Source organism: Cellulomonas sp. Y8, from assembly GCF_008033115.1.
GTDB lineage: Bacteria > Actinomycetota > Actinomycetes > Actinomycetales > Cellulomonadaceae > Cellulomonas.
On record NZ_CP041203.1, the window covers coordinates 2,505,118 to 2,522,688 of the forward strand.

Below are 17,571 nucleotides of genomic sequence, written 5' to 3' on the forward strand. Positions count from 1 at the left end.
GCTCGTGGCGGGCGGGGCAGGATGGGCACGTGGCGACGTACATCGACCTGAACTGCGACCTCGGCGAGGGCTACGGCCCGTGGAGCCTGGGGGAGCCCGGCGCGGACGACGCCCTGCTGTCCGTGGTCACCAGCGCGAACGTCGCCTGCGGGTTCCACGCCGGCGACCCGTCGATCATGGCGTCCCGGTGCGCGACGGCGCTGGCCCGCGGCGTGGCGGTCGGTGCGCACGTCTCGTACCGGGACCTCGTCGGGTTCGGGCGCCGCCGGCTCGACGTGCCGCAGGGCGAGCTCGCCGCCGAGGTCGCCTACCAGGTCGGCGCGTTGCAGGCCGTCGCCCGGACCGTCGGCGCGCGCGTCGGCTACGTCAAGCCGCACGGCGCCCTCTACAACCGCATCGTGCGCGACGAGGAGCAGGCCGCCGCTGTCGTCGCGGGTGTCGCCGGGGTCGACCCGACCCTCGCGGTCGTCGGTCTGCCCGGCTCCGCCGTGCTCCGGCACGCGCGCGACGCCGGGCTGCCGACGGTGACCGAGGCGTTCGTCGACCGCGGCTACCTCGCGGACGGCACGCTGGTGCCGCGCGGCAGCGCGGGGGCGCTGGTGACCGACCCGGACGAGGCCGCCGGGCGCGCGGTGCGGATGGCCACCGAGGGCACGGTGGTCGCCGTGGACGGCACGCTCGTGCGTCTCGACGCGGCGTCGCTGTGCGTGCACTCGGACACGCCCGGGGCGGTGCCCGTCGCGCGCGCCGTCCGCGCCGCCCTCGAGGCCGCCGGGGTCGAGCTGCGCCCCGCCGCGGCGTGAGCGGGGCGCTGTCGTGACGTCGGACCCGGCGGGCACGACGCTCCCCACGGACCCGGACGCCACCGCGCAGCCCGCGTCGGTGGCACCGACCGCGCCGTCCGCGGGACGCGTGACCGCCGTCGAGGGCGGGTCCACCACCGCTCCCGCCGTGGGCGCGGTGACGTCGACGCGCCGCGTCGTCCCCTACGGCGTCGACGCCCTGCTCGCCGACCTGCCCGACCTCGTCGCCGTCCGCGCGCTGGACGACGCCCTGCGGTCGAGCCCGCTCCCCGGCGTGGTGGACGTGGTCCCGGCCGCCCGCACGGTGCTCGTGCGGTTCGCGACGCCGTCCGACGCGCGCGCCGCCCTGGACGGCCTCCAGGAGGCGGTTGCCGTCGCGGCCGGCACTCACCGCGACGCCGACCGGTCCACCGACGACCCTCGCCGCACGGACCGCACCGACCGGCCTACCGCCGACCCGGACGCCGCGCCCCCGCACGTGCCCGTCGTCCTCCCCGTGCGGTACGACGGCGCCGACCTGGCCGAGGTCGCCCGCGCCACCGGCCTGAGCGAGGACGAGATCGTCCACCGTCACGCGGCGGCGGAGTACACCGTGGCGTTCGGCGGCTTCATGCCGGGGTTCGCCTACCTGACCGGGCTGGACCCCGCCCTGCACGTCCCCCGGCGGTCGACCCCGCGCGAGCGGGTCCCCGCGGGCGCGGTCGCGGTAGCCGGCGAGTTCGCCGCCGTCTACCCGGCGGCGACCCCGGGCGGCTGGATGCTGCTCGGCACGTGCGACGTGCCGCTGTTCGACGTCGACCGGGACCCGCCCGCCCTGCTCCGCCCCGGCACCCGGGTGCGGTTCGCACCCGCCGACGCCTCCGCCGACCGCCCGGCCGGAGACCCCGCGGCCGTCGCTGCTCGGGGCGCTCCGACCCCTCCGGCGGGCCGCACCGCTCCCGACCTCGGCCGCGCCACCGCCCCCGTCGTCGTCGAGGTCCTCGCCCCCGGCCCGCTCGCCCTCGTCCAGGACCGCGGCCGCCCCGGCCTCGCGGCCGTCGGCGTCGGCCGGTCCGGCGCCGCCGACGCCGGGGCGCTCCGGCTCGGGAACCGCCTCGTCGGCAACGCCCCCGACGCCGCCGGCCTGGAGGTGCTGCTCGGCGGCCTGTCCCTCCGGTTCCCGACGGGCGGCGTCGTCGCGCTCGCCGGGGCCGAGGTGCCCGCGGACGTCGACGGCGTCCCGGTCGCCCCGCACGCCGCCACCCGCGTCCCGCCCGGCGGCGTGCTGCGCACCGGCACGGCGACGCGCGGCCTCCGGCTGTACCTCGCGGTCCGCGGCGGCATCGACGTGCCGCGCGTCCTCGGCTCGCGCTCCGCCGACCGGCTCGCGGGCCTCGGCCCCGAGCCGCTGCGCGCCGGCGACGCGCTGCCGGTCGGGGCGCAGGTGGTCGACGCCGCGCAGCCCTGGGCGGACCCGGCCCGCGACTGGCCGGGCACGGCCGCGCTCCGCGTGACCCCGGGGCCGCGCGCCGACTGGTTCGCCCCGGGCGCGTTCGAGCGGCTGCTCGCCGGGCGCTACGCGGTCGCGCCGGCCAGCGACCGCGTGGCGCTGCGCCTCGACGGTCCGCCGGTCGAGCGCGTCGACCGCGGCGAGCTGCCCTCCGAGCCCCTGGTCCCCGGCGCGGTGCAGGTGCCGCCGGACGGTCGGCCGGTCGTGTTCGGCGCGGACCACCCGGTGACCGGCGGCTACCCGGTGGTCGCCGTCGTCGAGCCCCGGTCCCGCGACCTGGCGGCGCAGCTGCGGCCCGGCGACGCGGTGACGTTCACCCGCTCCGAGGGGTCCGCCGGACACGCGTGAGCACGCAACACGTGGGCCACGGGCGCGCCGTCTGTTTGAATGCTCCCGGAAGGCAGAGGGGAGCTCCGGTGGACGTCAGCGTGGCCAGCAGGACCGTCGAGGGCAGGACCGTCGTCGACGTGACCGGCGAGATCGACGTGTACACCGCGCCCGCGCTGCGCGAGAAGCTCACCGGCCTGGTCGACGCCGGGCACGTGGACCTGGTCGTGAACCTCACCGAGGTGCGGTTCATGGACTCCACGGGGCTCGGGCTGCTCGTCGGCGTGCTCAAGCGCGTCCGGGGGCTCGACGGGCGGCTGCAGCTCGTCATCGACTCCGAGCGGCTGCTCAAGGTCTTCCGCATCACCGCGCTCACCCAGGTGTTCACCATCCGGGAGACGGTGGACGAGGCGCTCGCCGCCGACCGCGAGGGCTGACCTCGCGCGGAGGAGCCGCTCAGCCCGCGGGCTCGCCCGCATCGAGGTCGTGCCGATCCCGAGTCGGTGGTGGGTCTGCCGTGTCTCGCGGTTGCGAGGTGGACGTCAGCCCGTCCGAGGCAGCCGGCTCGTACGTCACCCTGGTCAGGCGGGCGTCACCGGCCGCGGCGAGCCCTCCTGCCCGTCGCCGGAGCCGACCGAGGATCGCGATGGTCGCGGCCGGGGTCTCGCGCATGGCGACACACTCCTCCACAGCTCGAGCGGGGTCCCGTCACCCCTTCCTCCGATCCTCGCCTCCGGTCGGTCCACCTAGACGCGGGGGTCGGTCTCCGGGCACACCTACGCTGCCGAGACCGGTAAGTCGCCCTCCGACCGTGAGGGACTCCCCACCCGGACGGGTGGCCCACGACGACGTCCCGGTGAACACAGGGGGAAGTCTCGGCGCCTCGGCCGCCCCGCGCGCGGCGCGCCCCGCCCGCCGCGGCACCATGCCGTCGTGCCGAACGACGTCGACCTCCTGGTCCGCACCTCCCGCGCTGTCGGAGGCGTGCACCGCTCCGTGGGCGAGATCGCCGTGCCGGTCGAGGTGGTGGACCGCAGCCTGCCGATGAGCGAGGTCGAGGTCCTGTTCCGGTCGCCGCACCTGCCGTGCCTGGCGGTGGTCGACGAGCGGGACGGCAGCATCGGCATGGTGTCCCGGAGCCGGTTCACCGACGCGCAGACCGGTCGGCTCGGCTACGGGCGGGCGGTGCTGGCGCGCCGCCCGGTCGGCGAGGTCGCGGACTGGTCCCCGCTGGTGGTCGACGAGCGCACCGGCATCGTCGAGTCGGCGACCCGGGCGATGGAGCGGTCCGGCGAGACCCGCTACGACGACGTGCTGGTCCGGTCCGGCACCTGGGGCGCCGTGGCGACGTCGGACCTGGTGCGGGCCCTGGTGGCGGCGCTGTCGGAGCGCTCGTTGCACGACCCGCTCACCCGGCTGCCGGGGCGCGAGCTCGTGCTGCACACCGCGCGGGAGTGGGCGCGGCTGCTGCCCGGGAGCAACCGGCGGCTGCTCCTCGTCCAGGCCGACGTCGACGGGTTCGCCCGGGTGAACGCGCGGTTCGGCGGCGCGGCCGGCGACGCGCTGCTCCGGGTGCTGGCCGACCGGTTCACGGACGGGGTGCCGACGGGGGCGTCGGTCGGCCGCACCGGGAGCGACGAGCTCATGGCCGTGGTGCTGCTTCCCGGCGTGCCCGGTACGGAGGCCGAGGAGCAGGTGGCCCGGGTGGTCGAGGGCGTCGGCCGCGCGCTGCTGCCGCAGGCGCTCGACGAGCCGCCCGTCCGGCTGGCGTGGGTGGTGTCGCCGGCGGGCGCCGCGGACGCCGACGCGCTCGTGCAGGAGGCGCAGCGGCGGATGCTCGCGCGGAAGGCGGACCCCCTGCCCGCTGTGGCGCCGCCGGGCTGACGGCCGCGACCGTGTCGTCGTGCCGGTGCCGCGCTCACTCGACGACGAGCGTGAACGGCTTCCCGGTGACGACGCCCCACGCCAGCTCGCGCGCGCCCTCGGCGGTCCGCACCTCGCCCCCGGTCACCTGGACCGCGGGGACCACCGTGTACTCACCGGCCGGGAGCGGGGCGTCGCCGGGCGTGCCCCAGGCGTCGCAGGCTCGCAGGTCCATCGGACCCGCGATCGCGAGCGGGGCGCTCCGGTCCACGTCGACGACCGCGTGGTCGCCGTCCGTCATCGCCGGGGGCCCGCCGACGACCAGCCCGTCCTGGAGGACCCAGTACGCGGGTGAGGTCTGCGCGGCGGCTCGGAGCCGGCCCGGGCCGGCGTACGTGAGAGCGCCCGCCGAGCTGCCCGTCACGCCCGATCGCACGGTGCCGGGTGCCAGCACGTCCACGGTGAGCATCCTCCCGGCGGACGGGACGAGGGGTGCGCCGCACGACGGCTCGGGGACGATCGCCCTGTCGTCGCTCTCGACAGGGTCCGGGAGCCTCCCGGGCCGGCCGTCGACGACGACGACGTCGAGGGACGCGCCCACCACCCGGCGCCAGGCGTCCGGGTGCTGCGCGGCCACGGCGTCGGCGCCCTCGGTCCGGACGCGTTCCGCCGTCGCGGGGTCGTCGCCGAGCGGCAGGACCAGCGACGTCGGCACCAGCGCGTACTGCCCGGCGGGCAGCGGTCGCCCGTCCGTGCAGGACACCAGCGGCAGCAGCCCCTGGTACACGGCCGAGTGCGCGCTCGCGGCCACGTCGTACCCCTCCAGCCCGGCCGGCACGTCGCCGTACAGGTCGCCGGTCCCGACCACGACGCCGTCCCGCAGCACCAGGAGCTCCGGACCGGAGCCGGGCCAGATGCCGGTGCCGACGCCGATGGGCGACCAGTCCTGGGGGATGTCGACGTCGATCCGGGTGGTGAGCTGCAGCCCGCCGCCCACCGCCGCCTCGGGCGACGCGAGCGTCGTCGCGATCGACCACCGGTCGTCGAACGGCACGTCCGGCACCGCGTCGGCCAGGGCGCCGCAGGCGCCGAACGGCAGCGTCGGGTCGCCCGCGGGCAGGGTGCCGGCGTCCCCCGACGTCGCGGTCGGCGCCGGTGCCGGGCTCGTGGACGCCGGCGTCGGCGTGCTCGTCGCGGTCGGCCGCGGGGCCGCGGGCTGCGGCTCCGGGGCGCTCCCCAGCGCGGCGCCCGCGACCACCGCGGCGCCGACGACGGCGAGGGTGGCCGCCGAGGCGACGGTCGTGCGGCGGCGCCGTCGCCGGCCCGCCACGGATGCGACGCGCCCCGCCGACAGCCCGTCGCCGTCGCGCATCCGGGCCGCCTGGTCGTCCGCCCCACGCCGGGCCAGGTCGCCGAGCGCGGCGTTCAGGTCGTGCTCGTTCATCGCCGGTCCTCCGTCGCCGTCCGCACCTCGACCGTCTCCGCGACCGGGCGCACCTCCCCCATGAGCGCGCCGAGGCGCTTGGTCCCGTCCGACAGGTAACGCTTCACCGCACCGTCCGAGATCCCGAGCCGGTCGGCGATGCCCGCGACCGTCAGGTCCTCGTAGAACCGCAGGACCACGCACGCCCGCTCGCGCGGCCCGAGGTGCCGCAGCGCGGACTCCAGGTCGGTCGCGGTCTCCGTCGCCGCAGCGGTGGGCGCCTGGGCCTCGGGCGTGACGAGCAGGTGGGCCCGTCCCTGCCAGAGGCGCCGGCGCCGGTACTGGTCCAGGTAGGTCGTCAGCACGGCCTTGCGGACGTACGCCTCCAGCGACTCGATGTCGGTGCCCGCCCGCCGGCGGGACCACGCCTTGGCGAGCGCGTCCTGCACCAGGTCCTGCGCGCTGTCGTGGTCACCGGTCAGCAGCCGGGCGTACCCGACCAGCGCCGGGCCCCGTGTCGTGACGAACTCCGTCACCTGGTCCTGCCACGCCACGTGGCCCCCCTCGTCGTCCCGCCCGGCACGGCCGGGGTGATCCTGTCGTGAGGTGAGACGAGGACCGGCTGCGCAACGTTGGGGTGCGGGCGACGTTCACCCGGTCGGCGGAGCGGCTCCGCCGGCTCCGACGCGGCGGGTCCGGTCCTCGTCAGCGCGTCACGCGGTGCACCAGGTTGTTCCTGCCACCGGGCCCGGGCTGCTCGGTCACCTCGACGTCGTAGCCCCGGAGCGTCAGGGAGAAGGCGAGCACGCCTCACGGCACGACGAGCGTGAACGGCTCCCCGACGAGCTGGCGCGTGGTGACCTCCGACCCGCGCGGCACGATCTCCGTCCCGTCGGGGCCGACGAGCCCGTACGGGCTCGCCAGCACCACCGGGTAGGCCGTGTACGTGCCGGGCTCGAGCGCGACCCCGTACGCCGTCGTCGTCCCGCCCGCGCAGGTCCCCCAGGACGCGGTGGGCACGGCCGTCGTGACCGTGCTGCCGAAGTCGACGTCCTCCAGGTCGTACCCGACCGCGGTGGCCGCGACCACCGCGCCGTCGCGCACCAGCCGGAGCAGGCTGCCTCGGCCGAGCGAGATCCGGCCGGAGCCGCCGTAGGTGGTGGCGACCTCGACCTCCGTCCCCGCGGTGACGGTGCCCCGTGGGCCGGTCACGGCGAGCAGGCCCCCGGCCGGGTCCGGCGTGACGACGGTGTCGCAGCTGTCGGGGTAGGGGTTCAGGTCGTCCGCGACGCCGACGCCGTCGAGGCTCGGCGGCCCCGTCGGTGCCTGCGGGAGCGTCGCAGGGTCGGCATCCTGCCCCTCGACCCGGACGGGCACCGCGGCGGACACCACGGAGCGCTCCTCGAGCGGCACGGAGGAAGCGATGTCCGCCGCGGTCCAGACGCCGTCCCCTGCCACGCCGCGCAGCGCGTCGCGCCCGGTCGTCCACGTCCCGGCGACCGCGATCACCGCGTAGTCCCCGGCGGGCAGCGGCTCGCCCGCCGAGGCGCCCGGCGCGTCGCACACGGTCGGGGTCACGTGGCTGACGAAGGTCGAGCGCGACGGGTGGTCCGGGTCGTCGTAGACGAAGGCCACGGCGTCGACCGTCGTACCGGCCGGGTAGGTGAGGGCCGTGGCGACCACGACACCGTCCCGCGAGAACAGCACGGTCGGACCCGTCTGCGGGGCGACTGCGCCCACGTCGCCCGAGGTGGCGGCGAGCGTCGTCCGTACGTCGACCGGTGCGCCGCCGAGCACCGAGGGCGTCGCTGCCAGCTCGAGCGCGAGTCCCTCGCCGGCAGGTGCTGCCGTGGGTGCGCCGACCAACGACCCGCAGGTCCCGAACGGCAGCGCAGGGTCGCCCGAGGGCAGCACCACGGACGACGTGGTCGGGGACGGGCTCGACGTCGGCGTCGGGGACGGCGCCGAGGTCCGGGTGGGCGGCGCTGCCGGGGCGGACTCGGGGCGGTCCCAGGACGCCACGGCCACCCCCCCGGCGGCGACACCGAGCACCGCGCACGCGGTCACGGCGGACACGAGCGCGGTGTGCCGGATGCGGTTCCGGCGGGCTCGCGCGGTCATCGCGCCGACGGGCAGGCCGCCCCCGGAGCGCGCCCGGGAGTCCTGCTCGGCGGCGACGTCCTGCACGAGGTCGTCGAGGGCGCGGCGCAGCTCGTCGCTCATCGCGGGCCTCCGTTCGTGGTCGAGAGGTCTTCGGTGTCGAGGTCGTCGGCGACGCCGAGCAGGCGGCTCAGGCGGCGCGCACCGTCGGACAGGTAGCGCTTGACGGCTCCCTCGGAGAGGTCGAGCCGCCGCGCGATCTCGGGGATCGTGAGGTCGTCGTAGTGGCGGAGCACCGTGCAGGCCCGCTCGCGCGGGGACAGCCGGTCGAGGGCCCGGGCGACCCGAGCCCGGTCGACGGTGGTGCCCTCCGGCGACGGGGTCGCGGGGTCGTCGACCATGAGGTGGGCGCGGTCCCGCCACGCCCGCTCGCGCCGGACGTTGTCGACCCACCCGTTGAGGACGGCACGCCGGACGTACGCCTCGAGCCAGGTGATGTCGCCACCGGAGCGGCGCCGGGACCAGGCGCGGACGATCGCCTCCTGGACCAGGTCCTCGGCGGCCGCGGTGTCGCCGGTGAGCAGCCGCGCGTAGCCCACGAGCGCGGGGCCGCGCTCCCGGGCGAAGGCGGCCAGGTCGTCCTGCCAGGTCACGGGTCCTCCGCAGCTGATGTCCGGGGTCGTGCCGGCGCTCCCCCCGGGGATGAGTGTCGTGCGGTGGACGTGGCAGCGGCCCCGACCGTTGGGGTGCCGGCCGTGCGTCACCCGTTCGGCCCATCCCGGCGTCGCAAGGGGTGCGCCCGCACCCCTTCCCAACCGGACATATCTGGCTACAGTGGCGTCCTCTCGCGCGGCAACGGAGCGGCGCGTACCGGGGGCGGCCGGGGCAGGGCCGTGCCCGCGTCCGAGGAGGATGCATGGTCGAGCTCGGGTCCGGAAGCCTCGTGGTGGTCGCCGTCATCGCGGCCGTGGCGGTCGCCGCCCTCGTCGTGGCGGTGGTGCTGCGCCGGCAGGTGCTGGCGGCGGACGAGGGGTCCGCGTCGATGCGCGCGATCGCCGCGGCGGTGCAGGAGGGCGCTGCGGCGTACCTGTCCCGTCAGCTGCGCACGCTGGTGCTGTTCGCGGTGGTGGTGTTCGCGCTGCTGTTCCTGCTGCCGGGAGATGCCGGCGTCAAGATCGGCCGCTCGGTGTTCTTCCTGATCGGCGCGGGGTTCTCGGCGTCGATCGGCTACCTCGGGATGTGGCTCGCGACGCGGGCGAACGTGCGGGTCGCTGCGGCGGCGTCGCTGCCGGGCGGCCGCGCGGCCGGGGCGCGGATCGCGCTGCGGACGGGCGGCGTCGTCGGGATGTCGGTCGTCGGGCTGGGCCTGCTGGGCGCCGCGGTGGTCGTCCTGCTGTACCGCGGCGAGGCGCCCGCGGTGCTGGAGGGCTTCGGCTTCGGGGCCGCGCTGCTCGCGATGTTCATGCGGGTCGGCGGCGGCATCTTCACCAAGGCGGCCGACGTCGGGGCCGACCTGGTCGGCAAGGTCGAGCAGCACATCCCCGAGGACGACCCGCGCAACGCCGCGACGATCGCGGACAACGTGGGGGACAACGTCGGCGACTGCGCGGGCATGGCGGCCGACCTGTTCGAGTCGTACGCGGTGACGCTGGTGGCGGCGCTGATCCTCGGCCGGGCGGCGTTCGGCGAGGAGGGGCTGGTGTTCCCGCTGATCGTGACGGCGATCGGCGCCGTCGTCGCGGCGCTCGGGGTGGTCGTGACCCGGGTCCGTGGCGAGGAGAGCGGGCTGACGGCGATCAACCGCGGCTTCGCGGTGGCCGCGGTGGCGGGGGCGGTGCTCGCGGCAGTCGCGGCGTTCGCGTACCTGCCGTCGTCGTTCGCGGACCTCGCGGGGACGGCCGGGCTGGCGGACCACCCGGGCGACCCGCGTGCGGTCGCGGCCGGGGCCGTCGCGATCGGCGTCGTGCTGGCCGGTGTCATCCTCTGGCTGACCGGCTACTTCACGGGCACGACCTCGAAGCCGACGATCCACGTGGCGCGCACCTCGCAGACCGGGGCCGCGACCGTGGTGCTGTCCGGCATCGGCGTCGGGCTGGAGTCGGCCGTCTACACGGCGGGCACCATCGCGGCGGCGATCTGCGGGGTGTTCCTGCTCGCCGGCGGGTCGATCTCCCTGTCCCTGTTCCTGGTGGCGCTCGCGGGCTGCGGGCTCCTGACGACGGTCGGCGTGATCGTCGCGATGGACACCTTCGGGCCGGTGAGCGACAACGCCCAGGGCATCGCCGAGATGTCGGGCGACGTCACCGAGGAGGGCGCGCAGATCCTCACCGACCTCGACGCCGTCGGGAACACCACCAAGGCCGTCACCAAGGGCATCGCGATCGCGACGGCCGTGCTGGCGGCGACGGCGCTGTTCGGGTCGTACGCCGACGCGGTGGCCGGGGCGGTCCGGGGTCTGGACCTGACGCAGGTGCCGGGCGACATCGTCCTGGCGATGACCGACTACCAGGTGATCAGCCCGGTGACCCTGGTCGGCGTGATCCTGGGCGGGGCGACGGTGTTCCTGTTCTCCGGGCTCGCGATCGACGCGGTGACCCGCGCGGCCGGGGCGATCGTGTTCGAGGTGCGCCGGCAGTTCCGCGAGCACCCCGGGATCATGACCGGCGCGGAGCGCCCGGAGTACGGCAAGGTCGTCGACATCTGCACCCGGGACTCGCTGCGCGAGCTCGCCACCCCCGGGCTGCTCGCGGCGTCCGCGCCGGTGGCGGTCGGGTTCGGGCTGGGCATCGGGCCGCTCGCCGGGTTCCTCGCCGGGGCGATCGGCGCCGGCGTGCTCATGGCGGTGTTCCTGGCGAACTCCGGCGGCACCTGGGACAACGCGAAGAAGCTGGTCGAGGACGGCCGGTACGGGGGCAAGGGCTCGCCGGCGCACGACGCGGTGGTCATCGGCGACACCGTCGGCGACCCGTTCAAGGACACCGCCGGGCCGGCGATCAACCCCCTGATCAAGGTGATGAACCTGGTGGCCCTGCTCATCGCGCCGGCCGTCGTCACGGTCAGCCTCGGCGACGGGGCGAACCACGTGGTGCGGCTGTCGATCGCGATCGCGGCGGGGCTCGTCGCGCTCACCGCGGTTGTGCTGTCCCGGCTGCGGGCGGCGCGGGTGGACGAGGAGGCGCGGCTGGAGCGCGAGGTGCCGCTGCGGGCGTGACCCGGGGCGCGCCGCCGGACGAGCCGGACGTGGCCCGGAGGTGTCCGCCCGGCGGCGGTCCGGCGCCCGCCTCGACGCCCGGCGGACCGTCCGGCAGGGTGGGGGCCATGACCTCGCGCCGCGCCGCCGCCCTCCGTCCGTCCCGCCGCGCCGCTCGCGGCGCCCTCGCGGGTGCCGCGCTGCTGGCGCTCGTCGTCCCGCTCGCCGGCTGCTCGGGCGACGACGACAAGGTCCAGGCGTTCTGCTCGGCGGGCGAGGACGCGATGACGGAGATCACCGCCGCCGGGTCGCTCACCGACGACCCGCAGGCGTTCGCCGACGCGATCTCGGACGCCCGCGACCAGTTCGACGAGGTCGAGGCGCCGGACGACATCGCGGACTCGTGGGGCGTGTTCACCTCGACCTTCGCCGAGCTGGACGACGCGCTGGCCGACGTCGACCCGACGGACCAGGAGGCGTTCACCGCCGCCCTGCAGCAGTTCGCCGAGCAGGCCGACTCCGAGGACCTCGCCACGGCGAGCGACGACCTGAGCGCGTTCACCACCGAGAACTGCGAGTGACCGTGCGGCTGCACCTCGTCCGGCACGGCCAGACCCCGTCCAACCTGGTCCACGCGCTCGACACCGCCGCCCCGGGTGCGCCGCTGACCCCCGAGGGCGAGCGGCAGGCGCGCGCGGTCGGTGCGGCGCTGGCCGCCGAGCCGCTCGACGCGGTGTACGCGTCGACGCTCGACCGCGCGCGGGCGACCGCCGCGGAGGTGGCGCGGCCGCACGACCTCGACGTCCAGGTCCGGGAGGGCCTGCGCGAGGTGCTCGCCGGGGACCTGGAGATGCGCACCGACGAGGAGTCGGTGCACCGGTACCTGTCCACGATGGTGGCCTGGGCGTCAGGGGACCTGGGTGCCGCGATGCCGGGCGGGGAGTCGGGGCAGGAGACGCTCGACCGGTTCGACGCGGTCGTGGACGAGCTGCTCGGCACCGGCGCGGGCACCGCCGCGGTCGTCAGCCACGGCGCCATGATCCGGCTCTGGACGCTGACCCGGGCCGCGAACCTGGACGCCGCCACGTCCGGGCGCTGGCCGCTCGACAACACGGGCGTGGTGACCCTGGAGTCCGGCGGCCCGACCGGCTGGTACGCGACGCGCTGGCAGGACGAGGTCGTGCCGCACGCCGCGCCTGCCGGGGGCGACGGGCCGGGCGGGGAGCCGCTGCCGGTCTGACGCCGGGCCGACGCGCCGGGTCGCGTCGGGGAGGATGGTCCGGTGGACGCCGCACCGACCGAGCCCCTGACCGCCGACCCCGCGCTCGTCGCCGCCCTGCGCGCCGACCTCGCCGCCTCCGGGTTCACCGTGCCCGGGGTCGAGGAGCTGCTCGGCCCGGTCGCGAGCGCCGCGCTGCACCGCGAGGAGCCGGTCCCCGCCCTGCTGGCGACGGCGGGCGACGAGCCCCGCGCGGCGCTGGTCCGCGCGTTCGTGCTCGGCGTCCCGGTCCCCGCGGCCGCGCTGGCCCGGGCGCTGCCGTCGCTCGGCGTCGAGGGCGCCGAGCGGCTGGGGCTGGTCGCCGCGGCCGGTGCGGGCGCGGACGACGCGGTGCGGGCCCGGGTCGACCTGCGGCCCTACGAGGCGGAGGACGCCGCCGGCCCCGTCGACTGGTGGGTGGCGTCCGACCTCGGCGAGCTCGCGACCGGCGGCGCGCTGCGCACCGACCACGTGCTGGGCGTCGGCGGCGCGTCCACGACGCTCGCGCAGGTCACGGTGCGCGAGCCCAGCGCGCGCACGCTCGACCTCGGCACCGGCTGCGGGATCCAGGCCCTGCACGCGGCCCGGCACAGCGACGTGGTCGTCGGCACGGACATCTCGGCGCGCGCGCTCGGGTTCGCCCGGTTCAACGCGGCGCTGGCGGGGCTGGCGCCGGCCGCGCTGGACCTGCGGCTGGGCTCGATGCTGGAGCCGGTCGCGGGGGAGCGGTTCGACCTCGTGGTGAGCAACCCGCCGTTCGTCATCACCCCGCGCGCGGGCGCGGACGTGCCGACCTACGAGTACCGGGACGGCGGCCGCACCGGCGACGCGATCGTGTCCGACCTCATCACGTCGGTCGGGTCGGTGCTCGCCCCGGGCGGGGTGGCCCAGCTGCTCGGCAACTGGGAGGTGCGCCGCGGCGAGTCCTGGGACGAGCGCGTCGGCGCCTGGCTCGACGCGTCCGGGCTGGACGGGTGGGTCGTGCAGCGCGAGCTGCAGGACCCCGCCCAGTACGCCGAGACCTGGATCCGCGACGGTGGCACCACCCCCGACCGGGACCCCGCCGCCTGGCGCGCCCGGTACGCCGCCTGGCTCGCCGACTTCGCGTCCCGGGACGTCGAGGGCATCGGGTTCGGGATCGTCGTCCTGCGTCGGCCGGCCGCGGACCTGGCGGACGCCCCGCGGCTGCGGCGGCTCGAGGAGGTCACCGGCACCGTCCGGCAGCCGCTCGGCCCGGCCATCGGGGCGTCGCTCGCCGCGCACGACTGGCTGCGCCGCCGGGACGACGCGGCGCTCGCGGCCGAGCGGCTGCTCGTGCCCGCGGACGTCACCGAAGAGCGGTACCTGCGGCCGGGCGACGTCGACCCGCAGATCGTGCTGCTGCGCCAGGGCGGCGGGTTCGGGCGGACCGTGCAGGCGGGGACGGCGCTCGCGGGCCTGGTGGGCGCGTGCGACGGGGAGCTGACGGTCGGGCAGATCGTCGGCGCCCTGGGGGCGCTGCTCGGCGTCGACGCGGATGCGGTGGCGGCGGACGTGCTGCCCGAGGTCCGCGGCCTGGTGGCGGACGGTCTCCTGCTCCCGGCCTGACCCCCGGGGGAGCCGCCACCCGGCCGACCGGCCCGGCCGGCCCGGCCGGCCCGACGCGAGAGTGGATGGTCGTGACCGACACGCCGACGGCGTGTCGGTCACAACCATCCACTCGGGGTGCTCGGGTCCTGGTGGTCCCGCCCGCGCCGCAGCGCCTCCCGCACAGGCTGGGCACAGGGTGGTGCTACGGCCGGTCCAGGCTCGCTCCCTACGGTCCTGACCAGCCGGGACGGCCCCGCGGCACCGCCCGCGAGCGCGGTCCGTCCCCGACGGACCGAGGGAGAACATGCTGTCGCTGTGGAGGCGCACCCGACCGTGGGTGCGGGTGGTGGCGGTCGCGCTGCTGGTGGGCGTCGCCGGGACCGGGGTGTACTGGTTCGGGTTCCGCGAGTCGCCTGCGCAGGCCGCCACCCCGGAGTCGACGACCACGTCGGTGGCCGCGAGCCTGTCGACGATCCAGCAGTCGGTCTCGGGATCCGGCACGCTGACCCCGACGGTCCAGGAGGACGTGTCGTTCACGGTGAGCGGCACCGTGACCTCGGTCGACGTCGCGGCTGGCGACACCGTGACCGCGGGCCAGCAGCTCGCCACGGTCGACACGCTGCAGCTGGACGCCGCGCTGCTCCAGGCGAAGGCCGAGCTGGCGAGCGCGCAGGCGTCGCTGTCGAACGCCCAGGACGAGGCCGACGGCTCCGACTCCTCGGACGCGCAGGTCGCCGCGCTCTCCGCGCAGGTGGACGTGGCCCAGGCCGCCGTGGACGACGCCGAGGCGGACATGGCCGGCGCGACGCTCACGGCGCCGGTGTCGGGCCTGCTGACGACGGTGGACGTCGAGGTCGGCGACGCCGTCACCGGGTCGGGCTCGTCCTCGGGCAGCAGCGGCTCCGCCACCAGCGGCAGCACCGGCAGCACCGGCGGGATGGGTGGCAGCACGGGGTCGACGGGGTCGTCCTCGACCACGTCGACCAGCACCGCGCAGTTCGTCGTCGTCGGCACGGACGCGTGGCAGACCAGCGTCAGCGTGAGCGAGTCGGACGTGGCCCTGCTCTCCGTCGGGAACCAGGCGGAGCTCACGACCAGCAGCTCGACCCAGACCATCTACGGGACCGTGACCGAGATCGGGCTGCTGTCCAGCAGCTCCGGCGGCGTCGCGTCCTACCCGGTGACCGTGGCGGTCACCGGCGACCCCGAGGGACTGCACGACGGCGAGTCGGTCGACGTCTCGATCATCTACGAGCGCCGCACCGACGTGCTGACCGTGCCCGCGTCGGCGGTGACCACCGAGGACGGCCGGTCCGTCGTCACGCAGGAGGGTGCGGACGGCGCGACGGTCACCACGGCGGTCACCGTCGGCGAGACGTCGGGCGACCTCGTCGAGATCACCGAGGGACTGGCCGAGGGCGACGAGGTGCTGGTCACCACGTTCAGCCCCCGGGCCTCGGGCTCCGGCGACGGCTCGGGCGACACGCAGCAGTGGCCCGGCGGCGGCGAGATGCCGGACTTCTCGTCCGGCGAGATGCCCGACTTCTCGCAGGGCGGCTTCCCGGGCGGCGGCAATGGCTGAGCTCGTCCTGGACCGCCCGGCGGAGGCCGACCCGCAGGGGACCGTCATCGAGCTCGTCGGCGCCCGCAAGACCTACCGCACCGGCAGCATCGAGTTCGAGGCCCTGCGGGGCGTCGACCTGGCCATCGGCGCCGGCGAGTACGTCGCGATCATGGGACCGTCGGGCTCCGGCAAGTCGACGCTGATGAACATCGTGGGCTGCCTGGACGTCCTGACCGCCGGCGCGTACCGGCTGGCGGGGGAGGACGTCGGGGAGCTGGACGAGGTCGAGCTCGCCGACGTCCGGAACCGGCGGCTCGGGTTCGTGTTCCAGCAGTTCCACCTGCTGCCGGCGCTCAGCGCGTGGCGGAACGTCGAGCTGCCCCTGGTCTACGGCCGGGTGCCGGCGGCCGAGCGCAAGGAGCGCGCGGTCGCCGCCCTGGAGCGGGTCGGGCTGGGCGAGAAGCTGGACAACCGCCCGGGCGAGCTGTCCGGCGGCCAGCAGCAGCGCGTCGCCGTCGCCCGCGCCCTGGTGGGCGAGCCCGCGCTGATCCTGGCGGACGAGCCCACCGGCAACCTCGACTCCCGGTCCACCGAGGACGTGCTCGCGCTGTTCGACGAGCTGCACGCCCAGGGCCGCACCATCGTGCTCATCACGCACGAGCTCGAGGTCGCCGAGCACGCCCGGCGCATCGTGTTCGTCCGGGACGGCCTCATCCAGTCCGACGAGGTGAACCCGCGATGACCTGGTCCGAGACCCTGCGCACCGGCTGGGCCGCGGTGCGGGGGCACAAGCTGCGCTCGATGCTGACCGTGCTCGGCATCCTCATCGGCATCGCCGCGGTGATCCTCACCGTCGGCCTGGGCCTGGGCACGCAGAAGGACGTCAGCCAGCAGATCAGCGCGCTGGGGTCGAACCTGCTGATCGTCACGCCCGGGTCGTCGACCGACTCCGACGGCGTGCGCGGCGGGTTCGGCACCGGCGCGACGCTGACCCGGTCGGACGCCGACGCGCTGTCCTCCGAGGTGAACGCGCCGGACATCGGCGCCGTCGTCCCGGAGAAGGAGTCGTCGCTGTCCGTCGAGGCCAACGACACCAACTGGACCACGACCGTCGTCGGCACCACCGAGGACTGGCTCGACGTCCGGTCCCGCGCGGTCACCTCCGGGGAGTTCCTCACGGCGGACGACGACGCCGGTGGCGCGACCGTGGCCGTCATCGGCGCGACCACCGCGACCGAGCTGTTCGGCACCACGAACGTGGTCGGCCAGCAGCTCACCATCGCGGACACCGCGTTCACGATCGTCGGGGTCCTCGACACCGCGGGCTCCAGCACGGACACCGACCTGGACGACCTGGTCGTGATCCCGCTGACCACCGCGTCCGACACGGTGTCGGGCGGCTTCGACCGCAACTCGCTCACCACGATCTACGTCCAGGCCGCGTCGGCGGACCAGCTCGGCGCGGCGTACCAGGAGGCGAACCAGCTCCTGCTCAACCTGCACGACATCACCGACGCGGACAGCGCGGACTTCAGCATCGACAGCCAGGACTCCCTGGTCAGCACCGCCACCTCGGTCTACCGGACGCTGACGGTCCTGCTCACCGGCATCGCGGCGCTGTCGCTGCTGGTCGGCGGGATCGGGGTCATGAACATCATGCTGGTCTCCGTCACCGAGCGGACCCGCGAGATCGGCCTGCGCAAGGCGCTCGGCGCCCCGCCGTGGGCCATCCGGCGGCAGTTCCTGGTCGAGGCCGGCGTGCTCGGCCTGGCCGGCGGCCTGCTCGGCGCGGCGCTCGGCGTCGTCGCCGCCGAGGTCCTGCCGGACCTGCTCGACACGTCGATCGTCATCTCGGGCGCCGCCGTCGGCGGCTCGGTCGCGATCGCGATGGCCATCGGCCTCGTGTTCGGGGTCTACCCCGCCACCCGGGCCGCGAAGCTCGCGCCCATCGACGCCCTGCGGTCGGAGTGAGGCCCGTGCGACCC

At 76.3% G+C, this 17,571-nt stretch carries 15 protein-coding genes; 11 read left to right on the forward strand and 4 right to left on the reverse strand.

From position 1 onward, the window contains the following. Nucleotides 1–29: 29 nt before the first annotated feature. The 4 genes from FKM96_RS11395 to FKM96_RS11410 all read left to right on the forward strand — a co-directional run bounded on the left by FKM96_RS11395 (nucleotide 30) and on the right by FKM96_RS11410 (nucleotide 4,503). Entirely contained in the window at nucleotides 30–803 is a 774-nt protein-coding gene (locus FKM96_RS11395) for a LamB/YcsF family protein (RefSeq protein ID WP_147795330.1), read from the forward strand. A 13-nt stretch (nucleotides 804–816) separates the two neighbouring features. After that, nucleotides 817–2,640: an urea amidolyase family protein gene (locus tag FKM96_RS11400; protein WP_246854943.1), complete on the forward strand. Its 1,824-nt coding sequence runs from the start codon at nucleotides 817–819 to the stop codon at nucleotides 2,638–2,640. 68 nt (nucleotides 2,641–2,708) lie between these two features. After that, a complete protein-coding gene (locus FKM96_RS11405; protein ID WP_147795331.1) occupies nucleotides 2,709–3,056 on the forward strand; it encodes an STAS domain-containing protein in 348 nt (115 codons plus the stop codon). A gap of 496 nt (nucleotides 3,057–3,552) precedes the next feature. Further along, entirely contained in the window at nucleotides 3,553–4,503 is a 951-nt protein-coding gene (locus FKM96_RS11410) for a diguanylate cyclase domain-containing protein (RefSeq protein ID WP_147795332.1), read from the forward strand. Nucleotides 4,504–4,537: 34 nt separating this feature from the next. On the opposite strand, the gene FKM96_RS11415 is transcribed toward FKM96_RS11410, so the two are convergent. The 4 genes from FKM96_RS11415 to FKM96_RS11435 form a co-directional block, all read right to left on the reverse strand. Further along, entirely contained in the window at nucleotides 4,538–5,926 is a 1,389-nt protein-coding gene (locus tag FKM96_RS11415) for a hypothetical protein (protein WP_147795333.1), read from the reverse strand. Continuing rightward, nucleotides 5,923–6,459, reverse strand: coding sequence for a SigE family RNA polymerase sigma factor (locus FKM96_RS11420; protein WP_147795334.1), 537 nt, complete (start codon nucleotides 6,457–6,459; stop codon nucleotides 5,923–5,925). Before FKM96_RS11420 ends, FKM96_RS11415 begins: the two co-directional genes overlap by 4 nt. A gap of 256 nt (nucleotides 6,460–6,715) precedes the next feature. Next, a complete protein-coding gene (locus FKM96_RS20695; protein ID WP_168216963.1) occupies nucleotides 6,716–8,128 on the reverse strand; it encodes a hypothetical protein in 1,413 nt (470 codons plus the stop codon). After that, a complete protein-coding gene (locus FKM96_RS11435) occupies nucleotides 8,125–8,658 on the reverse strand; it encodes a SigE family RNA polymerase sigma factor (protein ID WP_147795336.1) in 534 nt (177 codons plus the stop codon). Before FKM96_RS11435 ends, FKM96_RS20695 begins: the two co-directional genes overlap by 4 nt. A 263-nt stretch (nucleotides 8,659–8,921) precedes the next feature. Here FKM96_RS11435 and FKM96_RS11440 point away from each other — a divergent pair, with 263 nt between their 5' ends. The 7 genes from FKM96_RS11440 to FKM96_RS11470 all read left to right on the forward strand — a co-directional run bounded on the left by FKM96_RS11440 (nucleotide 8,922) and on the right by FKM96_RS11470 (nucleotide 17,557). Continuing rightward, entirely contained in the window at nucleotides 8,922–11,216 is a 2,295-nt protein-coding gene (locus FKM96_RS11440) for a sodium-translocating pyrophosphatase (protein ID WP_147795337.1), read from the forward strand. A gap of 107 nt (nucleotides 11,217–11,323) precedes the next feature. Beyond that, entirely contained in the window at nucleotides 11,324–11,776 is a 453-nt protein-coding gene (locus FKM96_RS11445) for a hypothetical protein (protein WP_147795338.1), read from the forward strand. Continuing rightward, entirely contained in the window at nucleotides 11,773–12,435 is a 663-nt protein-coding gene (locus FKM96_RS11450) for a histidine phosphatase family protein (protein WP_246854944.1), read from the forward strand. Before FKM96_RS11445 ends, FKM96_RS11450 begins: the two co-directional genes overlap by 4 nt. Nucleotides 12,436–12,477: 42 nt before the next feature. Beyond that, nucleotides 12,478–14,040 (forward strand): methyltransferase, encoded by a 1,563-nt coding sequence (locus tag FKM96_RS11455; protein ID WP_147795339.1) that lies wholly within the window; start codon nucleotides 12,478–12,480, stop codon nucleotides 14,038–14,040. Nucleotides 14,041–14,326: 286 nt separating this feature from the next. Beyond that, nucleotides 14,327–15,604, forward strand: a complete 1,278-nt coding sequence (locus FKM96_RS11460) for an efflux RND transporter periplasmic adaptor subunit (protein ID WP_147795340.1) — start codon at nucleotides 14,327–14,329, stop codon at nucleotides 15,602–15,604. Then, the gene (locus FKM96_RS11465) at nucleotides 15,597–16,328 is read left to right on the forward strand and encodes an ABC transporter ATP-binding protein (RefSeq protein ID WP_147795341.1); all 732 of its coding nucleotides are present in this window, start codon (nucleotides 15,597–15,599) and stop codon (nucleotides 16,326–16,328) included. Before FKM96_RS11460 ends, FKM96_RS11465 begins: the two co-directional genes overlap by 8 nt. Beyond that, nucleotides 16,325–17,557: an ABC transporter permease gene (locus tag FKM96_RS11470; protein ID WP_147795342.1), complete on the forward strand. Its 1,233-nt coding sequence runs from the start codon at nucleotides 16,325–16,327 to the stop codon at nucleotides 17,555–17,557. The genes FKM96_RS11465 and FKM96_RS11470 overlap by 4 nt, the downstream gene beginning before the upstream one ends. Nucleotides 17,558–17,571 lie beyond the last annotated feature (14 nt).

What these genes read in the sequence shown, in the direction of transcription:
- FKM96_RS11440 (WP_147795337.1), top strand. Translation starts at nt 8,922, where the DNA reads ATGGTCGAGCTCGGGTCCGGAAGCCTCGTGGTGGTCGCCGTCATCGCG.
- FKM96_RS20695 (WP_168216963.1), bottom strand. Translation starts at nt 8,128, where the DNA reads ATGAGCGACGAGCTGCGCCGCGCCCTCGACGACCTCGTGCAGGACGTC.
- FKM96_RS11465 (WP_147795341.1), top strand. Translation starts at nt 15,597, where the DNA reads ATGGCTGAGCTCGTCCTGGACCGCCCGGCGGAGGCCGACCCGCAGGGG.
- FKM96_RS11470 (WP_147795342.1), top strand. Translation starts at nt 16,325, where the DNA reads ATGACCTGGTCCGAGACCCTGCGCACCGGCTGGGCCGCGGTGCGGGGG.
- FKM96_RS11415 (WP_147795333.1), bottom strand. Translation starts at nt 5,926, where the DNA reads ATGAACGAGCACGACCTGAACGCCGCGCTCGGCGACCTGGCCCGGCGT.
- FKM96_RS11460 (WP_147795340.1), top strand. Translation starts at nt 14,327, where the DNA reads ATGCTGTCGCTGTGGAGGCGCACCCGACCGTGGGTGCGGGTGGTGGCG.
- FKM96_RS11445 (WP_147795338.1), top strand. Translation starts at nt 11,324, where the DNA reads ATGACCTCGCGCCGCGCCGCCGCCCTCCGTCCGTCCCGCCGCGCCGCT.